This is a genomic window from Variovorax sp. V213, assembly GCF_041154455.1.
Classification (GTDB): Bacteria; Pseudomonadota; Gammaproteobacteria; order Burkholderiales; family Burkholderiaceae_C; genus Variovorax.
Genome location: NZ_AP028664.1, coordinates 5,094,535 through 5,111,255 on the forward strand (window position 1 = coordinate 5,094,535; position 16,721 = coordinate 5,111,255).

A 16,721-nucleotide genomic window follows, 5' to 3' on the forward strand; every position below is an offset into this window, starting at 1 on the left:
CGGGGGAGGGCTGGGGTGAGGGCACGCGGCGCCACCACCGAGCGCTCTGCCCGCCCCCATCCCAACCTTCCCCCAAAGGGGGAAGGAGCCAAACCATGAACGCCACCGCTCTTCTTTCCGTTCAAGGCCTCACGCGCCGCTTCGGCGGCCTCACGGCCGTGAACGCCGTCACGCTCGACCTGCACGTCGGCGAAGTCCATGCGGTGATCGGCACCAACGGCGCGGGCAAGTCGACGCTCATCAACATGCTCTCGGGCGAGATCGAAGCCTCCGAAGGACGCATTGCGCTCGACGGCATCGACGTCACGCGGCGTGCGCAGTGGCGCCGCGCGCGGGCGGGCGTGGGCCGCAGCTACCAGCGCACGACCATCTTCCCGGAGTTCAGCGTGCACGAGAACTGCCGGCTCGCGGCGCAGGCCGCCACGGCGCGGCCGTGGACGGTGTGGCAGTCGTCGCAGCGCTGCGCGGCCAGCAACGCGGCGGCCGATGCGGCGCTCGAGGCCGCGGGCCTTTCGAACGAAGCCCGGCGCGTGGCCGGCACGCTGAGCCACGGCGCGCAGCGCCAGCTCGAAGTGGCGATGTGCCTTGCCACCAAGCCGCGCGTGCTGCTGCTCGACGAGCCGCTCGCGGGCATGGGCGCCGAGGAAACCGATCGCATGCTGACTCTGCTCGCGCGGCTCAAATCGACCCATGCGATCCTGCTGGTGGAGCACGACATGGATGCGGTGTTCCGTATCGCCGACCGCATCACGGTGATGGTGAACGGCACCGTCATCGCAACGGGCGATCCGGCCTCGATCCGCGAAAACCCCGAAGTGCGAACTGCCTACCTCGGAGAAGACCACTGATGCTCGTCGTCCGCGATCTCAACACCTACTACGGCAACAGCCACATCCTGCGCGGCGTGCATGCCGGCATTCCAGCCGCCACGTCGGTGGGCCTGCTCGGGCGCAACGGCATGGGCAAGACCACGCTGATCCGCAGCATGATGGGCTATGTGCGCCCCGCCTCGGGCGAAGTGCAGGTCGATGGCCGCACGGTCACCGGCTGGCCGCCGGAGAAGATGGCGCGCCTGGGCATCGGTTACGTGCCCGAGGGCCGCGGCATCTTCCCGAACCTCTCGGTGCGCGAGAACCTCGTGATGAGCGAGCGCGCAGGCATCGACGGGCACCGCGCCTGGACCTTCGACCGCGTGATGGCCACCTTTCCGCGGCTCGCCGAGCGGCTCTCGCATGGCGGCCAGCAGCTCTCGGGCGGCGAGCAGCAGATGCTCTCCATCGGCCGCGCGCTGATGACCAACCCGCGCCTGCTCATCCTCGACGAGGCCACCGAAGGCCTCGCGCCGCTGATCGTGGCCGAGATCTGGCGCGTGATCGGGGAGATTCGCGCGACCGGCATCGCCACGCTCATCGTCGACCGCGACTACCGCAAGGTGCTCGCGCACACCGACCTGGCGATGGTGATGGAGAAGGGGCAGATCGTGCGGCACGGTGCGTCGGCCGACCTGCTGGCGGAGCCTCAGGCGCTCGAAGAATTGCTGGGTGTGTAAGGCGCTTCAGGCGGCCCGCTGCGCCATCAGAAAGTCGATGAACACCCGCATGCGCAGCGGCACATGCCGCCCGTCGGGATACAGCAGCGTGTAGGGCCGCGAGCGGCCCGCGAACGGCTTCAGCACCTCGACGAGCGAGCCGTCGGCCAGCTCTTTTTCCACCACGAAGCGATAGGTCTGGAAGAGCCCGGCGTCGCTCCTGGCGAGCGTGACGCCGCCCAGCACGTCGTCGGAGCAGCTGTAGGCGCTGTCCGCGAAGACTTCGCGGTCCTCGCCGTTTTCCTTGAAGAGCCATGAAATGCGGCGGCCGCTGCTGGGCAGCTCGAACTGGATGCACTCGTGCGCGGAAAGATCGTCCAGCGTACGCGGCGTGCCGGCCTTCTTCAAATACTTGCGGCTCGCCACCACCACCAGATCCGCATCCTCGAGGTGCCGCGCGATCAGCGTGGAGTCGGGCTGGGCGCGCACTCGCACGGCCATGTCGTAGCCCTCTTCCACGAAGTCGATGTTGCGGTTGCTCAGGTGAACGTGCAGCCGGATGTCGGGAAAGCGTTCGCGAAACACCGGCAGCAGCGGCAGGATGCGGTGGTGGCCGTAGGTGGTGGGCACGCTGATGCGCAGCATGCCCGAGGGCTGCGCCTGCTGGCCCATGACCTCGCGCTCGGCCTCCGCCAGCTGCGCCAGCGCCTGGCGGCACTGAGCGAAGTAGGACCGGCCCGAGTCGGTCAGCCGAACGCTGCGCGTGGTGCGCACGAAGAGGCGCAGGCCCAGCCGTTTTTCGAGCCGCGAGATCGAGCGGCTGACGGCCGCAGGCGTGACGCCCGCAGCCAGCGCGGCCGAGGTGAAGCCGCCCGTTTCCGCCGCCAGGCAGAACAGCTCGATGCTGCCGAGAAGGATGTCGCCGAACTGCCGCTGCATGGTTTGATTACCCCATGTATCAATTGAAGTGCGAGTCTAGTGATTTATCGATCGAGGTGTCATCAATACAGTTCGTCTATCCCTTCAACTCTCTTGGAGTACCGACATGCAAGACACCCTCAACACCCCGTCCACGGTCGTCATCACCGGTGCCTCGAGCGGCATCGGCCTGGGACTCGCACAGGCTTATCTCGAACGTGGCTTCAACGTGGTCGCCAACGCACGCACCGACGAGCGGCTCACCGCCGCGGCGAAGCAACTCGGGAACCCGACGCGCTTTCTCGGCGTGGCCGGCGACATCGGCCAGCGCGACACCGCACGGCAGCTCATCGACCGCGCCGTGGAGCGTTTCGGCCAGGTCGACGTGCTCATCAACAACGCGGGCATCTTCAACGCCAAGCCTTTTGTCGAATACACCGAGGATGAACTCGACCAGCTGGTGGCCACCAACCTCAAGGGCTTCGTCTACGCCTCCCAGGCCACAGCAAAGCACATGGTCGCGCGCCGCCGGGGCCACATCGTGAACATCACCGCAAGCATCGCGCTGCAGCCGAACCAGCAGGTGCCGGCCGCGCTGCCGGTGCTGATCAAGGGCGGCATCAATGCCGCAACGCGCGCGCTGGCACTCGAACTCGCGCCATACAACGTCAAGGTGAACGCGGTGGCGCCCGGGATCGTCGACACGCCGCTCTACACGCCCGAGCAGCACGGCTTCCTGAACGGCCTCTCGCCTGCCGGCCGCATTGCGACCGTGCGCGAGATCGCCGACGCGGTGCTCTACCTCACGAGCGCCGACTTCACGACGGGCGTGGTGCTGCCGGTGGACGGCGGCATGAGCACGGGCAAGTGGTAATCACCTCATTCATCCAAGGAGCACACCATGCCTTTCATCAACCTGAAGATCACCCGCGACGGCGTCACCCGCGAACAGAAGGCCCAGGTCATCGCCGAGTTCACGGAAACCCTCGAACGCGTGCTGAAGAAGCCGCCGGAGTGGACGCACATCGTGATCGAGGAAATCGATACGGACGACTGGGGCTTCGGCGGCGTGACGACCACCGAATACCGCAAGCGGCTGGCGGAAGACGCAAAAAAAACCAGTGAAATCCAGCGATAGCGTCAAGCCGCGCGCTGCTTGAGAACCACCGGTTCGATGGCGGGCGCCGGCCACAGCTGCAGGTGGTAGCGGTCGCTGCCTTGCAGGCCGCCATCGGACAGGGTGTCGAGACCCGCATAGCAGGCGCGCAAGCGGTAGGTTCCCGGCGCCACGGGAATGCGGGCCGCATCGACGACGTGGTCCCATTCGGAGAGATCGACGGCTTTTTCCGTCTCGAGGACCTCGACGGTCACGGGCACGTCCATGTTCCTCACGGTGCCGATACCGACGACGCCGGGCCTGACGGCGAAGAGCTGCTCCACGGCTTCATCGGACCAGGCGTCCGAAAGATCACCATCCGCAGATTCGTCCTGGATATAGAACTGGAAGTAGTCGGCGAAGAGGTTGAACTCGAGCATGGGGAGTCTCCCTGAAGATCAGCGGAAAATCATAGTCAGCCCTTGTGGCGGCCTACTCGATGAACCGCCGCAGCCCGTCCAGATCGATCACGGTGATGCCGCCGTACTCGATCCGCAGGAACCCCGCTTCCTTCAGCCGGTTCAGCGCGGCATTGCAGCGCTGCCGCGATACGCCCGACAGATTCGCGATCTCCTCCTGCGAGGTCTGCAGATGCAGCTCGCTGCCCGGATACAGCCACGGATGGAACAGCCCCGCCAGCGCACGGGCCACCTGGCTGTCGGCGTCGAGCAGCCGGTGCGCCGCGTAGTTGCCCATGAACCAGTGCAGCCGCTCGTTGAGCTGCTGCAGCAGGAAATGATCGAAGCCGCGCTGCGTGCGGTGCAGCCACTCGAAAGTCTCCAGCGGCAATTGGGCCACGCGGCTGGGCCGCAGCGCGATGACGTCGGCCGAGCGCGGAGCGCCGCGCAGCAGCGTGCCTTCGCCGAACCAGCTGCCGACCGAGAGCCCGCCGAAAGTGACCGAGCGGCCGTCGCTCGAAGTGATCGACCACTTGAGCAGGCCCTCGAGCGTGCCGTACCAGTGCAGTGGCGTATCGCCGCGCCGGCACAGGGCGGCGCCGGCCGCGACTTCGACCTCGCGGATCTCGTCGAGCACGCGCTCGCGCGCCGCCTCGTCGAGCAGCGGAAACCAGGCCGAGCGCTGAAGCAGCTGTGGAACAGTCAGCGATGCCGCCTTGATGGCCGGCTTCGTCGTGGGCATGAAAAGAAAGCTCCTGATGGCACGGGCGCGGCCCACGCCGCGTAAACCCTGAGCCTAAATGTCGTCGCAATGACTGAGTGTGACTGCGCCGCCAAAAATAATAGCGCGCCCCTCATGAAAGAAGACACCAGGAGACCCGGAGCAATGTCGTCGAAGCGCAAAGTGATCGTGACCATCGCCCCCACGGGCGGGATGGCGCACAAGTCGCAGAACCCCCACCTTCCCACCCAGCCGGACGAGATCGCGGCCGACGTGCTGCGCTGCTGGAATGCCGGCGCCAGCGTGGTGGCGATCCACGCCCGCCGGCCCGACGACGGTGCCACCTGCAATGCCGACGTGTACCGCGACATCAACAGCCGCATCCGCGCGGGCGGCTGCGACATCGTCATCAACAACTCCACCGGCGGCGGCGTGCACGGCGACATGGTGAAGCCGCTGGCCGGCGAGCGCTGGGAAATTGCATGGGAAGAGCGCATCAAGGGCATGGACGCGGGCGCCGAGATGTGCACGCTGGACGCGACCACGCTGAACCTGAGCTTCGAGGGCAAGCAGATCCTGATGGACACACCGATTACCAGGGGCCGCGAGCTGGCCGCCGGCATGAAGGCGCGCGGCATCAAGCCCGAGTGGGAGGTGTTCAGCCCCACGCACATCCTGCAGGACACGACCACGCTGATCGACGAGGGCCATGACGACGAGCCGTACTTCATCAACCTGGTGATGAACGTGCACCGCAACTTCCAGAACGCGATGCCGTATTCGCCGCGCTTCCTGCAGATGATGGTCGACACCCTGCCCAAGGGCAGCATCTTCTGCGTGAGCGGCATCGGCCCTTCGCAGCTGGAGGCCAACGTGGCGGCGCTTCTGCTCGGCGGGCATGCACGCGTGGGACTGGAAGACAACCTGTATTTCCGCCAGGGCGAGCTCGCCACCAACGTGCAGCTGACCGAACGCATCGTGCGCGTTATCCATGAGCTCGACATGGAAGTGGCCACGCCGGCCGAGGCAAGGCAGATGATGGGGCTGCCGCGCGGAGGCGGGCCGCGCCCCGAATTCGCGCCGCGTTGAAAAGGCCGTGCAACCCGCCAGAAACCGCCCCGAAGATACCAGGAGACATCTCATGAACACCCGCCGCCACTTCCTCCATACCCTGGGCGCAGCCACTGCGCTGGGTACCCTCTCGCCGCTGGCCGCGCTGGCCCAGGCGCTCGAACAGGTCAAGATCTACTACGGTTTTCCGGCCGGCAGCGCCGGCGACAGCGTGGCGCGCCGCGTGGGCGAAAAGCTCGCTGGCTCGGCCTATACGCGCAATGCGGCCGTGGTCGAAAACAAGCCGGGCGCGGGCGGCCGCATCGCGCTCGAAACCCTCAAGAACGCGCCGGCCGACGGCAGCGTGCTGGCGCTGTCGCCGTTCTCGTGCACCTCGATCTACCCGCACATCTACAGCAAGCTGAGCTACGACCCGGGCAAGGATTTCGTGCCGGTGTCGATTGCCGCCGTCATGCACCACGGCCTGGCGGTCGGCCCGCTGGTGCCGCCCGAGGTGCGCACGGTGAAAGACTTCCTGGCCTGGGCCAAGGCCAACCCGAACCAGGCCAGCTACGGCTCGCCGGCGGCCGGTTCGACGCCGCATTTCATCGGCGCGCTGCTGGGCCTCAACAACGGGGTCGAACTGAAGCACGTGCCCTATCGCGGCTCCATTCCCGGCGTGACAGACGTGGTGGGCGGGCAGATCGCCGCCATGGTCACCCCGAGCGGCGACTTCATCCCGAACCACAAGGCCGGCAAGCTGCGGCTGCTCGCCACTTCGGGCAAGGCGCGCTCGCCGTTCTCGCCGGAGGTACCGACCTTTGCCGAACAGGGCTTTGCGGAACTGACCACCGAGGAATGGTTCGGCTTCTACGCGCCGGCCAGGACGCCGGCCAGCGTGGTGGCAACGGCCAATGCCGCGATCAACGCGGCCATCAAGGAAAAGGTGGTGACGGACAGCCTCGCCGTGGTCGGCCTGATCGCCCAGGGCTCCACGTCCGAGGAGATGGCACGCTCGCAGAAGGCCGAGGCCGAACGCTGGGGGCCGCTCGTGAAGAAGATCGGCTTCACGGCGGACTCCTGAGGCGATGCCGATGGAACCGAATCCGAAACGCGTGGCGGTGGTCGCCACCGGCGTCATCGGCGCCAGCTGGGCCGCCTTCTTCCTTGCGCGCGGCCTCGACGTGGACGCCACCGACCCCTCGCCCGACGCCGAGGCGCGGCTGCGCGCGGCGGTGGCTGCGCACTGGCCCACGCTCGAGCGCTTCGGGCTGGCAGAGAGTGCCTCGGTGGGTCGGCTGCGCTTCCATGCGCGGCTCGAAGACGCGGTGGCAGAGGCCGACTTCGTCCAGGAGAGCGGCCCCGAGCGGCTGGATTTCAAGATCGACCTGTTCCGCCGCATGGACGAGGCCGCGCCCGCCCACGCGATCCTGGCGTCGAGCTCTTCGGGGCTCGCCATCAGCGCGGTGCAGGCCGAATGCCGGCATCCGGAACGCGTGGTGCTGGGCCACCCCTTCAATCCGCCGCACCTGATTCCGCTGGTGGAAGTGGTGGGCGGCGAACGCACTTCGGCCGAGACCATCGAGCGCACGATGGCCTTCTATGCCTCCATCGGCAAGCGGCCGATCCACGTGAAGCGCGAGGTCAAGGGCCACATCGCGAACCGGCTGCAGGCCGCGCTCTGGCGCGAGGCCTTTCACCTCGTCAACGAAGGCGTGGCCAGCGTGGCCGACATCGACACCGCCATTGCGCACGGCCCCGGCCTGCGGTGGGCGGTGATGGGGCCGTTCATGAACCTGCATCTCTCCGGCGGCGCGGGCGGCATCGCGCATGTGCTCGCCCACCTGGGCGGGCCGATCGAGGACTGGTGGAAGGATCTCGGCGCGCCATCCATGACGACGGAACTCAAGCAGAAGGTGGCCGAGGGCGTGGCCGAAGAACTGGGCGCACGGCGCGTGGCCGACCTCGAGGCCGCGCGCGACATGCTGCTGTTGAACCTGATTCGCGCCAAAGCCGACACCGGCAGACTCGATTGAAATGACAGACGACGACTTCCTCCTGGACGAGAGCCAGATCGCCCCGCCGCGCACGGTGCGCATCGACTTCGACGACGGCTCCTTCGCGCTGCGTTCGCCGGTGGCGCTCAAGCCCTATGCGCGCTGCATCGGCGAATGGATCGAGCGCTGGGCGCGCGAAACCCCCGATGCGCTGGCTTTCGCGGAGCGCGACGAGAGCGGCGAAGGTTGGCGCAAGCTCGACTACCGCGGGTTGCGCCATGCCGTCGGCGCAGTGGCGCAGGCGCTGCTCGACCTGCAGCTGCCGGCGGGCAAGCCCATCGCGATCCTCTCGGACAACGCGATCGACCACGCCGTGCTGATGCTCGCGGCAATGCACATCGGCCGCACGGCCTGCTCGCTGTCGAGCGCCTATTCGCGCATGGCAAAGGATCCGTCGCGTTTGCACGGCATGCTGCAGGCGCTGCAGCCGGCGTTGATCTACGCCTCGGATGCCAAGGTGTATGGCGGCGCACTCGCGGGCTCCGGCGTGGAGGCGGTGGCGGTGTTCAGCCGCAACGCCGACGCGCACCCCGGCGCCCTGCCCTTCGCGCAGCTGCTGCAGGCCAGCGAAACGCCGGCCGTGATGCAGGCTTACGAAGCGGTGCTGCCCGACACCCACGCCAAATACCTGCTGACCTCGGGTTCCACCGGCACGCCCAAGGTGGTGATCAACACGCACCGCATGCTCTGCGCCAACCAGCAGATGATGGCGCAGACCTGGCGCTTCCTCACGCGGGAAAAACCGGTGCTGGTCGACTGGCTGCCCTGGAGCCATACCTTCGGCGCCAACCACAACCTGAACATGGTGCTGTGCCACGGCGGTGCGCTCTACATCGACGAGGGCCGCCCCGCGCCGGGGCTCATCGAAAAGACGGTGCGCAACCTGCGCGAGGTGAAGCCCACGCTGCTGTTCAACGTGCCGCGCGGCTTCGACATGCTGCTGCCGTTTCTCGAAGCCGACGATGCGCTCGCCGCCGAGGTGTTCTCGCGCCTGCGGCTCGCCTTCTACGCGGCCGCGGCGCTCGCGCCCTCGACCTGGCAGCGGCTCGAAGCGGTGGCCGAGCGCGTGCGGCCCGAGCGCCCGCTGTGGCTTACCACCTCATGGGGCGCGACCGAAACGTCGCCCGCCATCACCTCGGCGCACTGGAAGCTGGACGGCGCGGGCTGCATTGGTGCGCCGCTGCCAGGACTCGAACTCAAGTTCGTGCCCAACGGCCAGAAGCTCGAGATGCGCGTCAAGGGCGTCTCGGTGTTCCCGGGCTACCGCCATGCGCCGCGCGAAACGGCGGAGGCTTTCGACGAAGAGGGTTACTACCGCATCGGCGATGCCGGCTTTCTTGCGAACCCCGCCGAGCCCGCGCAGGGGGTGATCTTCAACGGCCGCGTGGCCGAAGACTTCAAGCTTTCGAGCGGCACCTGGGTGTCGGTGGGCACGTTGCGCGTCAAGCTGGTGTCGATGCTGGCGCCGCATGTGCAGGACGTGGTGCTCACGGGCCACGACCGCGACGAGATCGGCATGCTGGTGTTTCCCGGCCCACAGGCCGCGCCGCAAGTGTTGGCCGAGCGCATCGCCGACGTGCTGCGCGCGCTGCGCGAGGAAGGCGCCGGTTCTTCGCAATGCCCGACGCGCGCGCTGGTGCTCACCGAACCGCCGAGCCTCGACGCGGGCGAGATCACCGACAAGGGCTACATCAACCAGCGTGCCGTGCTCACGCGGCGCGCGGCCGAGGTGGTGCGGCTGCATGCCGGCGCGCACCACGACCTGCAGGTGATCCACCTGCGTGGTTGAACTGCTGCAAGAAGAAGGCCATCAGCGAGAAACGCCCGGCGATTTTTGCGGCTGGGGCGGCGCCTTCTTCTTCGCGGGCTCGTCCGCGCCGAACAGCCTTTCCATCTGCTGGCCCACGCGCGCGCCGATGGCCGTGCCCACGCCCGGCAGCACCGCGGTGCCGACCGCTGCGCCGGCCAGCGCGCCACCGGTCAGCGACACCTCGGGATCGCTCATCGTCCCGCCGATCTTGAGCGGCATGCCCACCACGCCATCGACGAGGTCGACCGCCATTTCGCCGTCCAGCTTGCGGTTGAAGAGCCGCAGGTTGCCGCTGGCAGTGAGCATGCCCGAGCGCGCCTTGAGCTCCGTGTAGCGCATCACGATGCCGTCTTCGGTGCCCTGCGTGTCGAGGATGCCAGTGAGTTCGTCGAGCGGCGTGGTGCCGCCGCGGCTGATGCCCGCGGTGCTTACGGCCTTGGCCAGGTCGAGCCGGGTGAGCATGGCGGGCCGCACCGAGAATGTGGTGTGGGTGCGCAGGTTGCGCATCAGCGCGCCCACCTCGCCGGCTTCGGACACCAGCGTGGTTTGGCCCGAGACCTTGCCGGCCACGGCGGTGCGCCGGCCAAAGGCCTGCACCAGCCCTTCGATGTCCACCTGCCGAGGCTCGAGCTCGGCCGACACACGCAGCATATCGTTCGGCAAGTTCTCCAAGAGCGTGACACCGCTCCACGTGCCGCCGCCCACGTCGATGCGCGTGCGCCATCGGTCCCGGCCGGCTTCGCGGTCCAGGCGCAGCCGCGCGGGGGGCGAGGCGCCTGCACGTTCGATGCGCGCCTGGCGCGGGCGCCAGTGGGCATCGAAATCAATGTCGCCGTCATAGGCCAGGGCAATGTCGCGCCGGTCGATCCAGACCAGGTCGCGCCAGCGCATCTTTTCCAGCGGAATGGGCGCCAGCGCCCAGGGCGCGGACAGCGCGACGATGTCGCCGCCCTCCTTCGGCTTGGGTCCCTTGCCGCGGAATGCGCGCACCGACTCGCGCGGCAGCACCAGGCTTTCGATCTCGGCCTCGTCGATGGCGACGATCCGATGCAGCAGCTTCCGGAGCTTGAGCTGGAGCGTGATGCGGCGCAGGGTGATGGGGCGCGGCTGATCGGTGGCGACTTCGGACAGCACCAGCACCGGGCTGGGCCAGAGCGTCCAATGCGCGCCGCCGATCTTCAGGCCGACGCCGAAGCGCTTTTCGAACGCTTCGGAAATCCGCGCGGCCACTTCCTCGTCGCTGGGCAAGCGGGTGCTGGCCAGCCACACCAGCGCGCCGGTGCCGAGCAGCAACACCGCGGCAATGCCGATGAGCCAGCGTCGGACGGGGTGCTTCATCGGACCAAGTTAGCACGCAAAGGCGACTGCGGTTGTCAGCCGCCATCGCTATAGTTTCCCAAACCCCGTACCGGAGACAACCTCATGCGCATCTGGAAGAAAGACATCTCGGTCGAAGAGCTGACCCGCAACCACATCGGCACCGCCGTCTCCACGCTGGGCATGGAGTTCCTGGAGGTGGGCGACGACTTCATCCGCGCCCGCGTGCCGGTGGACGAGCGCACCCGCCAGCCCTACGGCATCCTGCACGGCGGGGTGTCGGTGGTGCTGGCCGAAACGCTGGGCTCCTGCGGCGCGCACTACTCGGCCCCCGAGGGGGATCGGGCCGTGGGCCTGGACATCAACGCCAACCACATCCGCTCGGCCACCAGCGGATGGGTCACGGGCACCGCGCGGCCGGTGCACCGCGGTCGCACCACGCAGGTGTGGCAGATCGACCTTACCAACGACGCCGGCGAATTGACCTGCGTCTCGCGCATCACAATGGCGGTGCTGTCGCCGCGCTAGCAGCGACAAGAAAACCCGCCCGGCAGACGGGCGGCGGCGGGCCCGGAGAAGCCCCCCAGAAACACAAACACGAGGAGATAGAAAACCCATGAGCAATCTATTCAGCTGGCGCGAAGTCGCCGCCACCGAGGGCCGCGTGGTCGCGCCCGACGAACGCCTGCCCTGGCTGCAGACTGGCGCCATGGGCGTGCAGCACGTCATTGCGATGTTCGGCGCCACGGTGCTGGCGCCCATCCTGATGGGCTTCAATCCCAACATCGCCATTTTGATGAGCGGCATCGGTACGCTGATCTTCTTCCTGGTGACGGGCGGCAAGGTGCCCAGCTACCTGGGCTCGAGCTTCGCGTTCATCGGCGTGGTGATCGCGGCCAGCGGCTATGCGGGCAAGGGGCCCAATGCCAACATCGCGGTGGCACTGGGCGGCATCGTGGCCTGCGGGGCGATCTACATCCTCATCGGCGCCCTGGTGCAGGCCATCGGCACCGGCTGGATCGAGCGCTTCATGCCGCCGGTGGTCACGGGCGCTGTGGTGGCGGTGATCGGGCTCAACCTGGCGAGCGTGCCGATCAAGAACATGGCGGCCAGCAATTTCGATTCGTGGATGCAGGCCGTCACCTTCCTGTGCGTGGGGCTGGTGGCGGTGTTCACGCGCGGCATGCTGCAGCGCCTGCTGATCCTGGTCGGGCTCATCCTGGCCACCGTGGCCTATGCGGTGCTGACGAACCTCCTGGGCATGGGCAAGCCGGTGGACCTGAGCGGCATCGCCAATGCGGCGTGGTTCGGCATGCCGACCTTCACCGCCCCGGTGTTCACCACCAACGCCATGCTGCTCATCGCGCCCGTGGCCATCATCCTGGTGGCGGAAAACCTCGGCCACCTGAAGGCGGTCACGGCCATGACCGGCCGCAACCTCGACCCCTACATCGGCCGCGCCTTCATCGGCGACGGCATCGCCACCGTGGTGAGCGGCGCCGCCGGCGGCACGGGCGTGACCACTTATGCCGAGAACATCGGCGTGATGGCGGCCACGCGCATCTATTCGACGGCGGTGTTCGTGGTGGCGGCGCTCATTGCGCTGGTGCTGGGCTTCAGCCCCAAGTTCGGCGCGCTGATCCAGGCGATTCCGCTGCCGGTGATGGGCGGCGTGAGCATCGTGGTGTTCGGCCTCATCGCCATCGCGGGCGCCAAGATCTGGGTCGACAACAAGGTCGATTTCTCGCAGAACAAGAACCTCATCGTGGCCGCGATCACGCTGATCATCGGCACCGGCGACTTCACGCTCAAGTTCGGCGATTTCGCAATGGGCGGCATCGGAACCGCGACTTTCGGCGCGATCATTCTTTACGCACTTCTGGGCAGAACGCGCAACGCTTCCGTCCCGGCAAAGTGAAACGCCTTGCAATAAATGTTCTGCCAAGTGGTTGAAGCGCGACCCGGTCACTGGCCGGAAGCCCGCGCCCGTTAGACTTCAACGCTTTTCGCACCGACGTTTTCCAATGGCCGATGTCTCCGCCGCGCGCACCAAGGCGGTTTTCGAATTCAAGAGCGCCACGCTGCCGCTGATCGCAGTGATCCTCAAGACGGCCGACCTGGCCGTGCTGGCCGAGGCACTCGACGCCCAGTTGGCCGATTCGCCCGATTTCTTCGAGCAGGAGCCGGTGGTCATCGACCTCTCGCAGCTGCAGCCGGACGAAGAAGGCGGCGAGGAACCCGCGGCGCTCGATTTCGCGGCGCTGCGCGGCCTGCTGGCGCGCCATCAGACGCAACCCATTGCGGTGCGCGGGGGCAACGACGCCCAGAATGCGGCGGCCCGCGCGGCCGGCCTCTCCCTCACGGCCATGCCGGTGGCGCCCGCGCCGCGTTCCCCCGCGCCGCCCGCCGCCCCGCCTGCGCCCGCCAGCGAAGCACCGCAGATCGTGCGCGAAGTGCCGGTGCCGGCCAACGGCACCCTGGTGATCGACAAGCCGCTGCGCTCGGGCCAGCAGGTCTACGCCCGCGGCGGCGACGTGGTGGTGACCGCTGTGGTGAGCTTTGGCGCCGAAGTGATCGCCGACGGCAACGTGCACGTGTACGCACCGCTGCGGGGCAAGGCGATTGCCGGAGCGCGCGGCAATACCGAGGCGCGCATCTTCTCCACCTGCATGGAAGCGCAGCTGGTGGCCATCGCGGGCATCTACCGCACCAACGAAGTGCCGCTGCCCGATCCGGTGCTCGGCAAGCCGGCCCAGATACGCCTCGACGGCAAGAAATTAGTGATCGATCCGATCTGATGCGCCGAGGCGCATCCGACAAACCAACAACCGAATCGAAACAAGAAGGAATGGCAATGGCCAAAATTGTGGTGGTGACCTCAGGCAAGGGCGGCGTCGGAAAGACCACGACGAGCGCCAGCTTCGCGTCGGGCCTTGCGCTCGCCGGCAAGAAGACGGCGGTGATCGACTTCGACGTGGGCCTGCGCAACCTCGACCTCATCATGGGCTGCGAACGCCGCGTGGTGTACGACCTGATCAACGTGATCCAGGGCGAAGCCAACCTGAGCCAGGCGCTCATCAAGGACAAGCAGTGCGACAACCTGTTCGTGCTGGCGGCCTCGCAGACGCGCGACAAGGAAGCGCTCACGCAAGAGGGCGTCGAAAAGGTGCTGACCGACCTGGCCGCCATGGACTTCGACTACATCGTGTGCGATTCGCCCGCGGGCATCGAGACCGGTGCCATGATGGCCATGCACTTTGCCGATGAGGCACTGGTGGTGACCAACCCCGAGGTATCCTCGGTGCGCGACTCCGACCGCATCCTGGGCATGCTGAGCAGCAAGACCAAGCGGGCGAAGGAAGGCGGCGACCCCATCAAGGAGCACCTGCTGATCACCCGCTACAACCCCAACCGCGTGGCCGGCGGCCAGATGCTCTCGCTGGAAGACATCCAGGACATCCTGCGCATCAAGCTGATCGGCGTCATCCCCGAATCCGAAAGCGTGCTGCAGGCGTCGAACCAGGGCGTGCCCGCCATCCACGACAAGGAAACCGACGTGGCCAAGGCCTACAGCGACGTGGTGGCGCGCTTCCTGGGCGAAGACAAGCCGATGCGCTTCGTCGATGCGGAAAAACCGGGCTTCTTCAAGCGAATTTTCGGAGGCAAGTAGGCCATGTCCTTTTTCTCGTTCCTGCTCGGCGAAAAGAAGAAGACGGCCAGCGTCGCCAAGGAGCGGCTGCAGATCATCCTCGCGCACGAGCGGTCCAGCCTCAGCGGCAAAAAGCGCCCAGACTACCTGCCCGACCTCCAGCGCGAGCTGATGGCGGTGATCTCCAAGTACGTGAAGATCAATGCCGAGGACATCAAGGTCCACCTGGAAAAGCAGGACGACCTCGAAGTGCTCGACATCAAGATCGAACTGCCCGACCCGGCGCCCTCTCCGGCGCGCTGAACGATTGCGGCGCGGGCGGCACCGCTGCCTCGCCGCCTTGAAACTCAGGGCTGCGCCAAGAAGCGCGCCACCTGCCGGAGCACCTCCTCTTCCTTGAGGATGCGGCGGTGCCCCAGGCCCTGCGTGGCCACCAGCTGCGCCCCCTTGATGGCATCGCGGTACGCCTCGGCATCCGCAAAACGGTTCACGCGGTCGTCGCGGTCGTGCACGATCAGCGTCGGCTGCGCGATGCGCGGACCGACGGCGGCCGGTTCGAGCTGCGCCATCAAGATACCTTCCTGCGCTTCGAATAGCCGCTGCATTGCGAGCCGCGTCGCCTCGCTCAGCCCGAACGTGTGTGCGAAGTAGCGCGTGTATTCGCGCGCTGAAGCCGGTGGTGCGAGCAGCACCAGCCGCTCGGCGCGCAGGCCCTGCGCGGCGGCCAACCCGAGCGCGTTGGCGCCCATCGAATGCGCGACCGCTGCGCGGAGGGCATGACCGTCTGCCACGAGCCTTGCGACCACGTACGAGATGGCACGGGCGAACTGCGGCGAGTTGCTCATCATGCCCGCGCTGCGGCCATGGGCCGGCAGCTCGAGCAGCACCGGCCGCAGGCCCGCATGAGCCACGGCCTCCGCCAGCGCCACCATCTGCCCCGCATGCCCGCCCCAGCCGTGCACCAACAGCACGACGGGGGCGGATTCCGCGCCTGAATCCTGCGTGGCGAGGTGATAGAGCCCGAGGCTTGCGTTCTCGAAACTCCAGCCTTCGCGCCGCCATCCTGCGCCGGGCGCCTGCGCGCGGTAGAGCCACTTGAGCGGCAACGGCGTGCCGAACAGGCGATGCGCCGCACGCACGCCCAATGCGGGCCAAACGCGCTGCGAGGTGGTCAGGCCGAGGCGCAATGCGCGCATCAGGCGGCCGGGGCGGTAGTAGTTCGACTGGGCGGCGTGGGTGGCCGCCGAATTGGTGGTGCTGCTCGTCATGCAATGGACTCCTGCGTTCGGCCGTTCAGTACCAGACCCAGTCTTCATTGCTGCGCGGCAGGCGCGCAGCGCCTCCCGAGCGGTTTCGGCGCCGATGGCGCCCACGTAGACGGCAAGGCAGAGGGCAATGATCAGCATGGTGCTTCTCCTTTTTATCGCACGACTGTGCGAAATTAGAACAAAGAAAGACGAATGAAACCGGCGTGCCCGTGGCTCAGCTGCGGTAGCTGGAAAGAAGACGCTGCCAGGTCTGCTTGGCGCGGTCGGCGGCTTGGGGGTCGCGCAAGAAGCGCGCGTCATGCAGCAGGCCCATGTTGAGGCCGTTGATTTCGCTGACCACCTGCGCGGCGTCGGTGTCGGCGCGCAGTTCGCCCGTCTCGACCGCCTGCAGCACCGTGCGGCGCAGGGCGGCGCGCCAGCGCGTGATCTCGGCGAGCAGCAGGTCGCGCAGTTCGCCTTCACGGTCGTCGTACTCGAAGGCGCCGGCCATGTAGATGCAGCCGGTTTCGGCCTCGATGTCGCGGGTGCGCGCGATCCAGCGGTCGACGATATCGTTGAGCCGCGCCAGGCCCTTGGGTTTTTGCATGGCCGGCACGAACACGTCGGCCAGGAAGCGGCGGCCGTACTCTTCGATCACGGCCTTCTGCAGCGCCTCGCGCGAACCCACGCGCGAGAACACGCCGCTCTTGGAAAGCGCCAGCCGGCTGGCCACGGCCTGGAGCGTGATGGCTTCCAGGCCTTCGGTCAGCGCGAGATCCATCGCCGCGCCGACGATGGCGGCACGGGTGAGTTCGCTTTTCTGGGTCTTGGCATCCATGGCGCAACTTTAGCACAGACGTGCGAAATTGC

At 67.3% G+C, this 16,721-nt stretch carries 19 protein-coding genes; 13 read left to right on the forward strand and 6 right to left on the reverse strand.

The window, feature by feature from the left end:
- The first annotated feature begins 95 nt into the window (after positions 1–95).
- Entirely contained in the window at positions 96–848 is a 753-nt protein-coding gene (locus ACAM55_RS24030) for an ABC transporter ATP-binding protein (protein WP_369653928.1), read from the forward strand.
- Positions 848–1,549, forward strand: a complete 702-nt coding sequence (locus tag ACAM55_RS24035) for an ABC transporter ATP-binding protein (RefSeq protein ID WP_055807081.1) — start codon at positions 848–850, stop codon at positions 1,547–1,549. Before ACAM55_RS24030 ends, ACAM55_RS24035 begins: the two co-directional genes overlap by 1 nt.
- 6 nt (positions 1,550–1,555) lie before the next feature.
- Here ACAM55_RS24035 and ACAM55_RS24040 read toward each other — a convergent pair whose 3' ends face one another.
- Positions 1,556–2,467 carry a LysR substrate-binding domain-containing protein gene (locus tag ACAM55_RS24040; RefSeq protein ID WP_369653929.1) on the reverse strand — a complete coding sequence of 304 codons (912 nt, stop codon included), beginning with the start codon at positions 2,465–2,467 and terminating at the stop codon, positions 1,556–1,558.
- Positions 2,468–2,573: 106 nt separating this feature from the next.
- Here ACAM55_RS24040 and ACAM55_RS24045 point away from each other — a divergent pair, with 106 nt between their 5' ends.
- Together ACAM55_RS24045 and ACAM55_RS24050 are read left to right on the forward strand one after the other, a co-directional pair.
- Entirely contained in the window at positions 2,574–3,320 is a 747-nt protein-coding gene (locus ACAM55_RS24045) for an SDR family NAD(P)-dependent oxidoreductase (protein ID WP_369653930.1), read from the forward strand.
- 27 nt (positions 3,321–3,347) lie between these two features.
- Positions 3,348–3,584 carry a 4-oxalocrotonate tautomerase family protein gene (locus ACAM55_RS24050; protein ID WP_369653931.1) on the forward strand — a complete coding sequence of 79 codons (237 nt, stop codon included), beginning with the start codon at positions 3,348–3,350 and terminating at the stop codon, positions 3,582–3,584.
- A 2-nt stretch (positions 3,585–3,586) separates the two neighbouring features.
- On the opposite strand, the gene ACAM55_RS24055 is transcribed toward ACAM55_RS24050, so the two are convergent.
- The gene (locus tag ACAM55_RS24055; RefSeq protein WP_369653932.1) at positions 3,587–3,982 is read right to left on the reverse strand and encodes a hypothetical protein; all 396 of its coding nucleotides are present in this window, start codon (positions 3,980–3,982) and stop codon (positions 3,587–3,589) included.
- A 52-nt stretch (positions 3,983–4,034) separates the two neighbouring features.
- Positions 4,035–4,742, reverse strand: coding sequence for a Crp/Fnr family transcriptional regulator (locus ACAM55_RS24060; protein ID WP_369653933.1), 708 nt, complete (start codon positions 4,740–4,742; stop codon positions 4,035–4,037).
- Between the two features lie 144 nt (positions 4,743–4,886).
- Between ACAM55_RS24060 and ACAM55_RS24065 the strand changes: the two genes are divergently transcribed.
- The 4 genes from ACAM55_RS24065 to ACAM55_RS24080 are packed head-to-tail and all read left to right on the forward strand — an operon-like array spanning position 4,887 to position 9,617.
- Positions 4,887–5,810 (forward strand): 3-keto-5-aminohexanoate cleavage protein, encoded by a 924-nt coding sequence (locus ACAM55_RS24065; protein ID WP_369653934.1) that lies wholly within the window; start codon positions 4,887–4,889, stop codon positions 5,808–5,810.
- A gap of 52 nt (positions 5,811–5,862) precedes the next feature.
- Entirely contained in the window at positions 5,863–6,855 is a 993-nt protein-coding gene (locus ACAM55_RS24070) for a Bug family tripartite tricarboxylate transporter substrate binding protein (RefSeq protein WP_369653935.1), read from the forward strand.
- A gap of 10 nt (positions 6,856–6,865) precedes the next feature.
- Positions 6,866–7,807 (forward strand): 3-hydroxyacyl-CoA dehydrogenase NAD-binding domain-containing protein, encoded by a 942-nt coding sequence (locus tag ACAM55_RS24075; RefSeq protein WP_369653936.1) that lies wholly within the window; start codon positions 6,866–6,868, stop codon positions 7,805–7,807.
- Position 7,808: 1 nt separating this feature from the next.
- Entirely contained in the window at positions 7,809–9,617 is a 1,809-nt protein-coding gene (locus tag ACAM55_RS24080; RefSeq protein WP_369653937.1) for a feruloyl-CoA synthase, read from the forward strand.
- A gap of 21 nt (positions 9,618–9,638) precedes the next feature.
- On the opposite strand, the gene ACAM55_RS24085 is transcribed toward ACAM55_RS24080, so the two are convergent.
- Positions 9,639–10,976 carry a hypothetical protein gene (locus tag ACAM55_RS24085; protein WP_369653938.1) on the reverse strand — a complete coding sequence of 446 codons (1,338 nt, stop codon included), beginning with the start codon at positions 10,974–10,976 and terminating at the stop codon, positions 9,639–9,641.
- A gap of 84 nt (positions 10,977–11,060) precedes the next feature.
- Here ACAM55_RS24085 and ACAM55_RS24090 point away from each other — a divergent pair, with 84 nt between their 5' ends.
- The 5 genes from ACAM55_RS24090 to minE all read left to right on the forward strand — a co-directional run bounded on the left by ACAM55_RS24090 (position 11,061) and on the right by minE (position 14,907).
- Positions 11,061–11,483 carry a hotdog fold thioesterase gene (locus tag ACAM55_RS24090; protein WP_369653939.1) on the forward strand — a complete coding sequence of 141 codons (423 nt, stop codon included), beginning with the start codon at positions 11,061–11,063 and terminating at the stop codon, positions 11,481–11,483.
- An 88-nt stretch (positions 11,484–11,571) separates the two neighbouring features.
- Complete coding sequence (locus tag ACAM55_RS24095) at positions 11,572–12,873, forward strand: solute carrier family 23 protein (RefSeq protein WP_369653940.1); 1,302 nt, start codon at positions 11,572–11,574, stop codon at positions 12,871–12,873.
- A gap of 106 nt (positions 12,874–12,979) precedes the next feature.
- Positions 12,980–13,753 carry a septum site-determining protein MinC gene (gene minC / locus ACAM55_RS24100; protein ID WP_369653941.1) on the forward strand — a complete coding sequence of 258 codons (774 nt, stop codon included), beginning with the start codon at positions 12,980–12,982 and terminating at the stop codon, positions 13,751–13,753.
- A gap of 56 nt (positions 13,754–13,809) precedes the next feature.
- Positions 13,810–14,625 carry a septum site-determining protein MinD gene (minD, locus tag ACAM55_RS24105; protein ID WP_055807861.1) on the forward strand — a complete coding sequence of 272 codons (816 nt, stop codon included), beginning with the start codon at positions 13,810–13,812 and terminating at the stop codon, positions 14,623–14,625.
- A gap of 3 nt (positions 14,626–14,628) precedes the next feature.
- On the forward strand, positions 14,629–14,907 hold the full coding sequence (minE, locus tag ACAM55_RS24110) for a cell division topological specificity factor MinE (RefSeq protein WP_354397075.1): 279 nt from the start codon (positions 14,629–14,631) through the stop codon (positions 14,905–14,907).
- Positions 14,908–14,951: 44 nt separating this feature from the next.
- On the opposite strand, the gene ACAM55_RS24115 is transcribed toward minE, so the two are convergent.
- Both ACAM55_RS24115 and ACAM55_RS24120 read right to left on the reverse strand, forming a co-directional pair.
- Positions 14,952–15,872 (reverse strand): alpha/beta hydrolase, encoded by a 921-nt coding sequence (locus tag ACAM55_RS24115; protein ID WP_369656469.1) that lies wholly within the window; start codon positions 15,870–15,872, stop codon positions 14,952–14,954.
- Between the two features lie 214 nt (positions 15,873–16,086).
- Positions 16,087–16,689, reverse strand: coding sequence for a TetR/AcrR family transcriptional regulator (locus tag ACAM55_RS24120; RefSeq protein WP_369653942.1), 603 nt, complete (start codon positions 16,687–16,689; stop codon positions 16,087–16,089).
- Positions 16,690–16,721 lie beyond the last annotated feature (32 nt).

What these genes read in the sequence shown, in the direction of transcription:
- ACAM55_RS24060 (WP_369653933.1), bottom strand. Translation starts at nt 4,742, where the DNA reads ATGCCCACGACGAAGCCGGCCATCAAGGCGGCATCGCTGACTGTTCCA.
- ACAM55_RS24080 (WP_369653937.1), top strand. Translation starts at nt 7,809, where the DNA reads ATGACAGACGACGACTTCCTCCTGGACGAGAGCCAGATCGCCCCGCCG.
- ACAM55_RS24115 (WP_369656469.1), bottom strand. Translation starts at nt 15,872, where the DNA reads ATGACGAGCAGCACCACCAATTCGGCGGCCACCCACGCCGCCCAGTCG.
- ACAM55_RS24055 (WP_369653932.1), bottom strand. Translation starts at nt 3,982, where the DNA reads ATGCTCGAGTTCAACCTCTTCGCCGACTACTTCCAGTTCTATATCCAG.
- minC (WP_369653941.1), top strand. Translation starts at nt 12,980, where the DNA reads ATGGCCGATGTCTCCGCCGCGCGCACCAAGGCGGTTTTCGAATTCAAG.
- ACAM55_RS24085 (WP_369653938.1), bottom strand. Translation starts at nt 10,976, where the DNA reads ATGAAGCACCCCGTCCGACGCTGGCTCATCGGCATTGCCGCGGTGTTG.
- ACAM55_RS24065 (WP_369653934.1), top strand. Translation starts at nt 4,887, where the DNA reads ATGTCGTCGAAGCGCAAAGTGATCGTGACCATCGCCCCCACGGGCGGG.
- ACAM55_RS24035 (WP_055807081.1), top strand. Translation starts at nt 848, where the DNA reads ATGCTCGTCGTCCGCGATCTCAACACCTACTACGGCAACAGCCACATC.
- ACAM55_RS24050 (WP_369653931.1), top strand. Translation starts at nt 3,348, where the DNA reads ATGCCTTTCATCAACCTGAAGATCACCCGCGACGGCGTCACCCGCGAA.
- ACAM55_RS24095 (WP_369653940.1), top strand. Translation starts at nt 11,572, where the DNA reads ATGAGCAATCTATTCAGCTGGCGCGAAGTCGCCGCCACCGAGGGCCGC.
- ACAM55_RS24075 (WP_369653936.1), top strand. Translation starts at nt 6,866, where the DNA reads ATGGAACCGAATCCGAAACGCGTGGCGGTGGTCGCCACCGGCGTCATC.
- minE (WP_354397075.1), top strand. Translation starts at nt 14,629, where the DNA reads ATGTCCTTTTTCTCGTTCCTGCTCGGCGAAAAGAAGAAGACGGCCAGC.
- ACAM55_RS24120 (WP_369653942.1), bottom strand. Translation starts at nt 16,689, where the DNA reads ATGGATGCCAAGACCCAGAAAAGCGAACTCACCCGTGCCGCCATCGTC.
- ACAM55_RS24090 (WP_369653939.1), top strand. Translation starts at nt 11,061, where the DNA reads ATGCGCATCTGGAAGAAAGACATCTCGGTCGAAGAGCTGACCCGCAAC.
- ACAM55_RS24045 (WP_369653930.1), top strand. Translation starts at nt 2,574, where the DNA reads ATGCAAGACACCCTCAACACCCCGTCCACGGTCGTCATCACCGGTGCC.
- ACAM55_RS24040 (WP_369653929.1), bottom strand. Translation starts at nt 2,467, where the DNA reads ATGCAGCGGCAGTTCGGCGACATCCTTCTCGGCAGCATCGAGCTGTTC.
- ACAM55_RS24070 (WP_369653935.1), top strand. Translation starts at nt 5,863, where the DNA reads ATGAACACCCGCCGCCACTTCCTCCATACCCTGGGCGCAGCCACTGCG.
- minD (WP_055807861.1), top strand. Translation starts at nt 13,810, where the DNA reads ATGGCCAAAATTGTGGTGGTGACCTCAGGCAAGGGCGGCGTCGGAAAG.
- ACAM55_RS24030 (WP_369653928.1), top strand. Translation starts at nt 96, where the DNA reads ATGAACGCCACCGCTCTTCTTTCCGTTCAAGGCCTCACGCGCCGCTTC.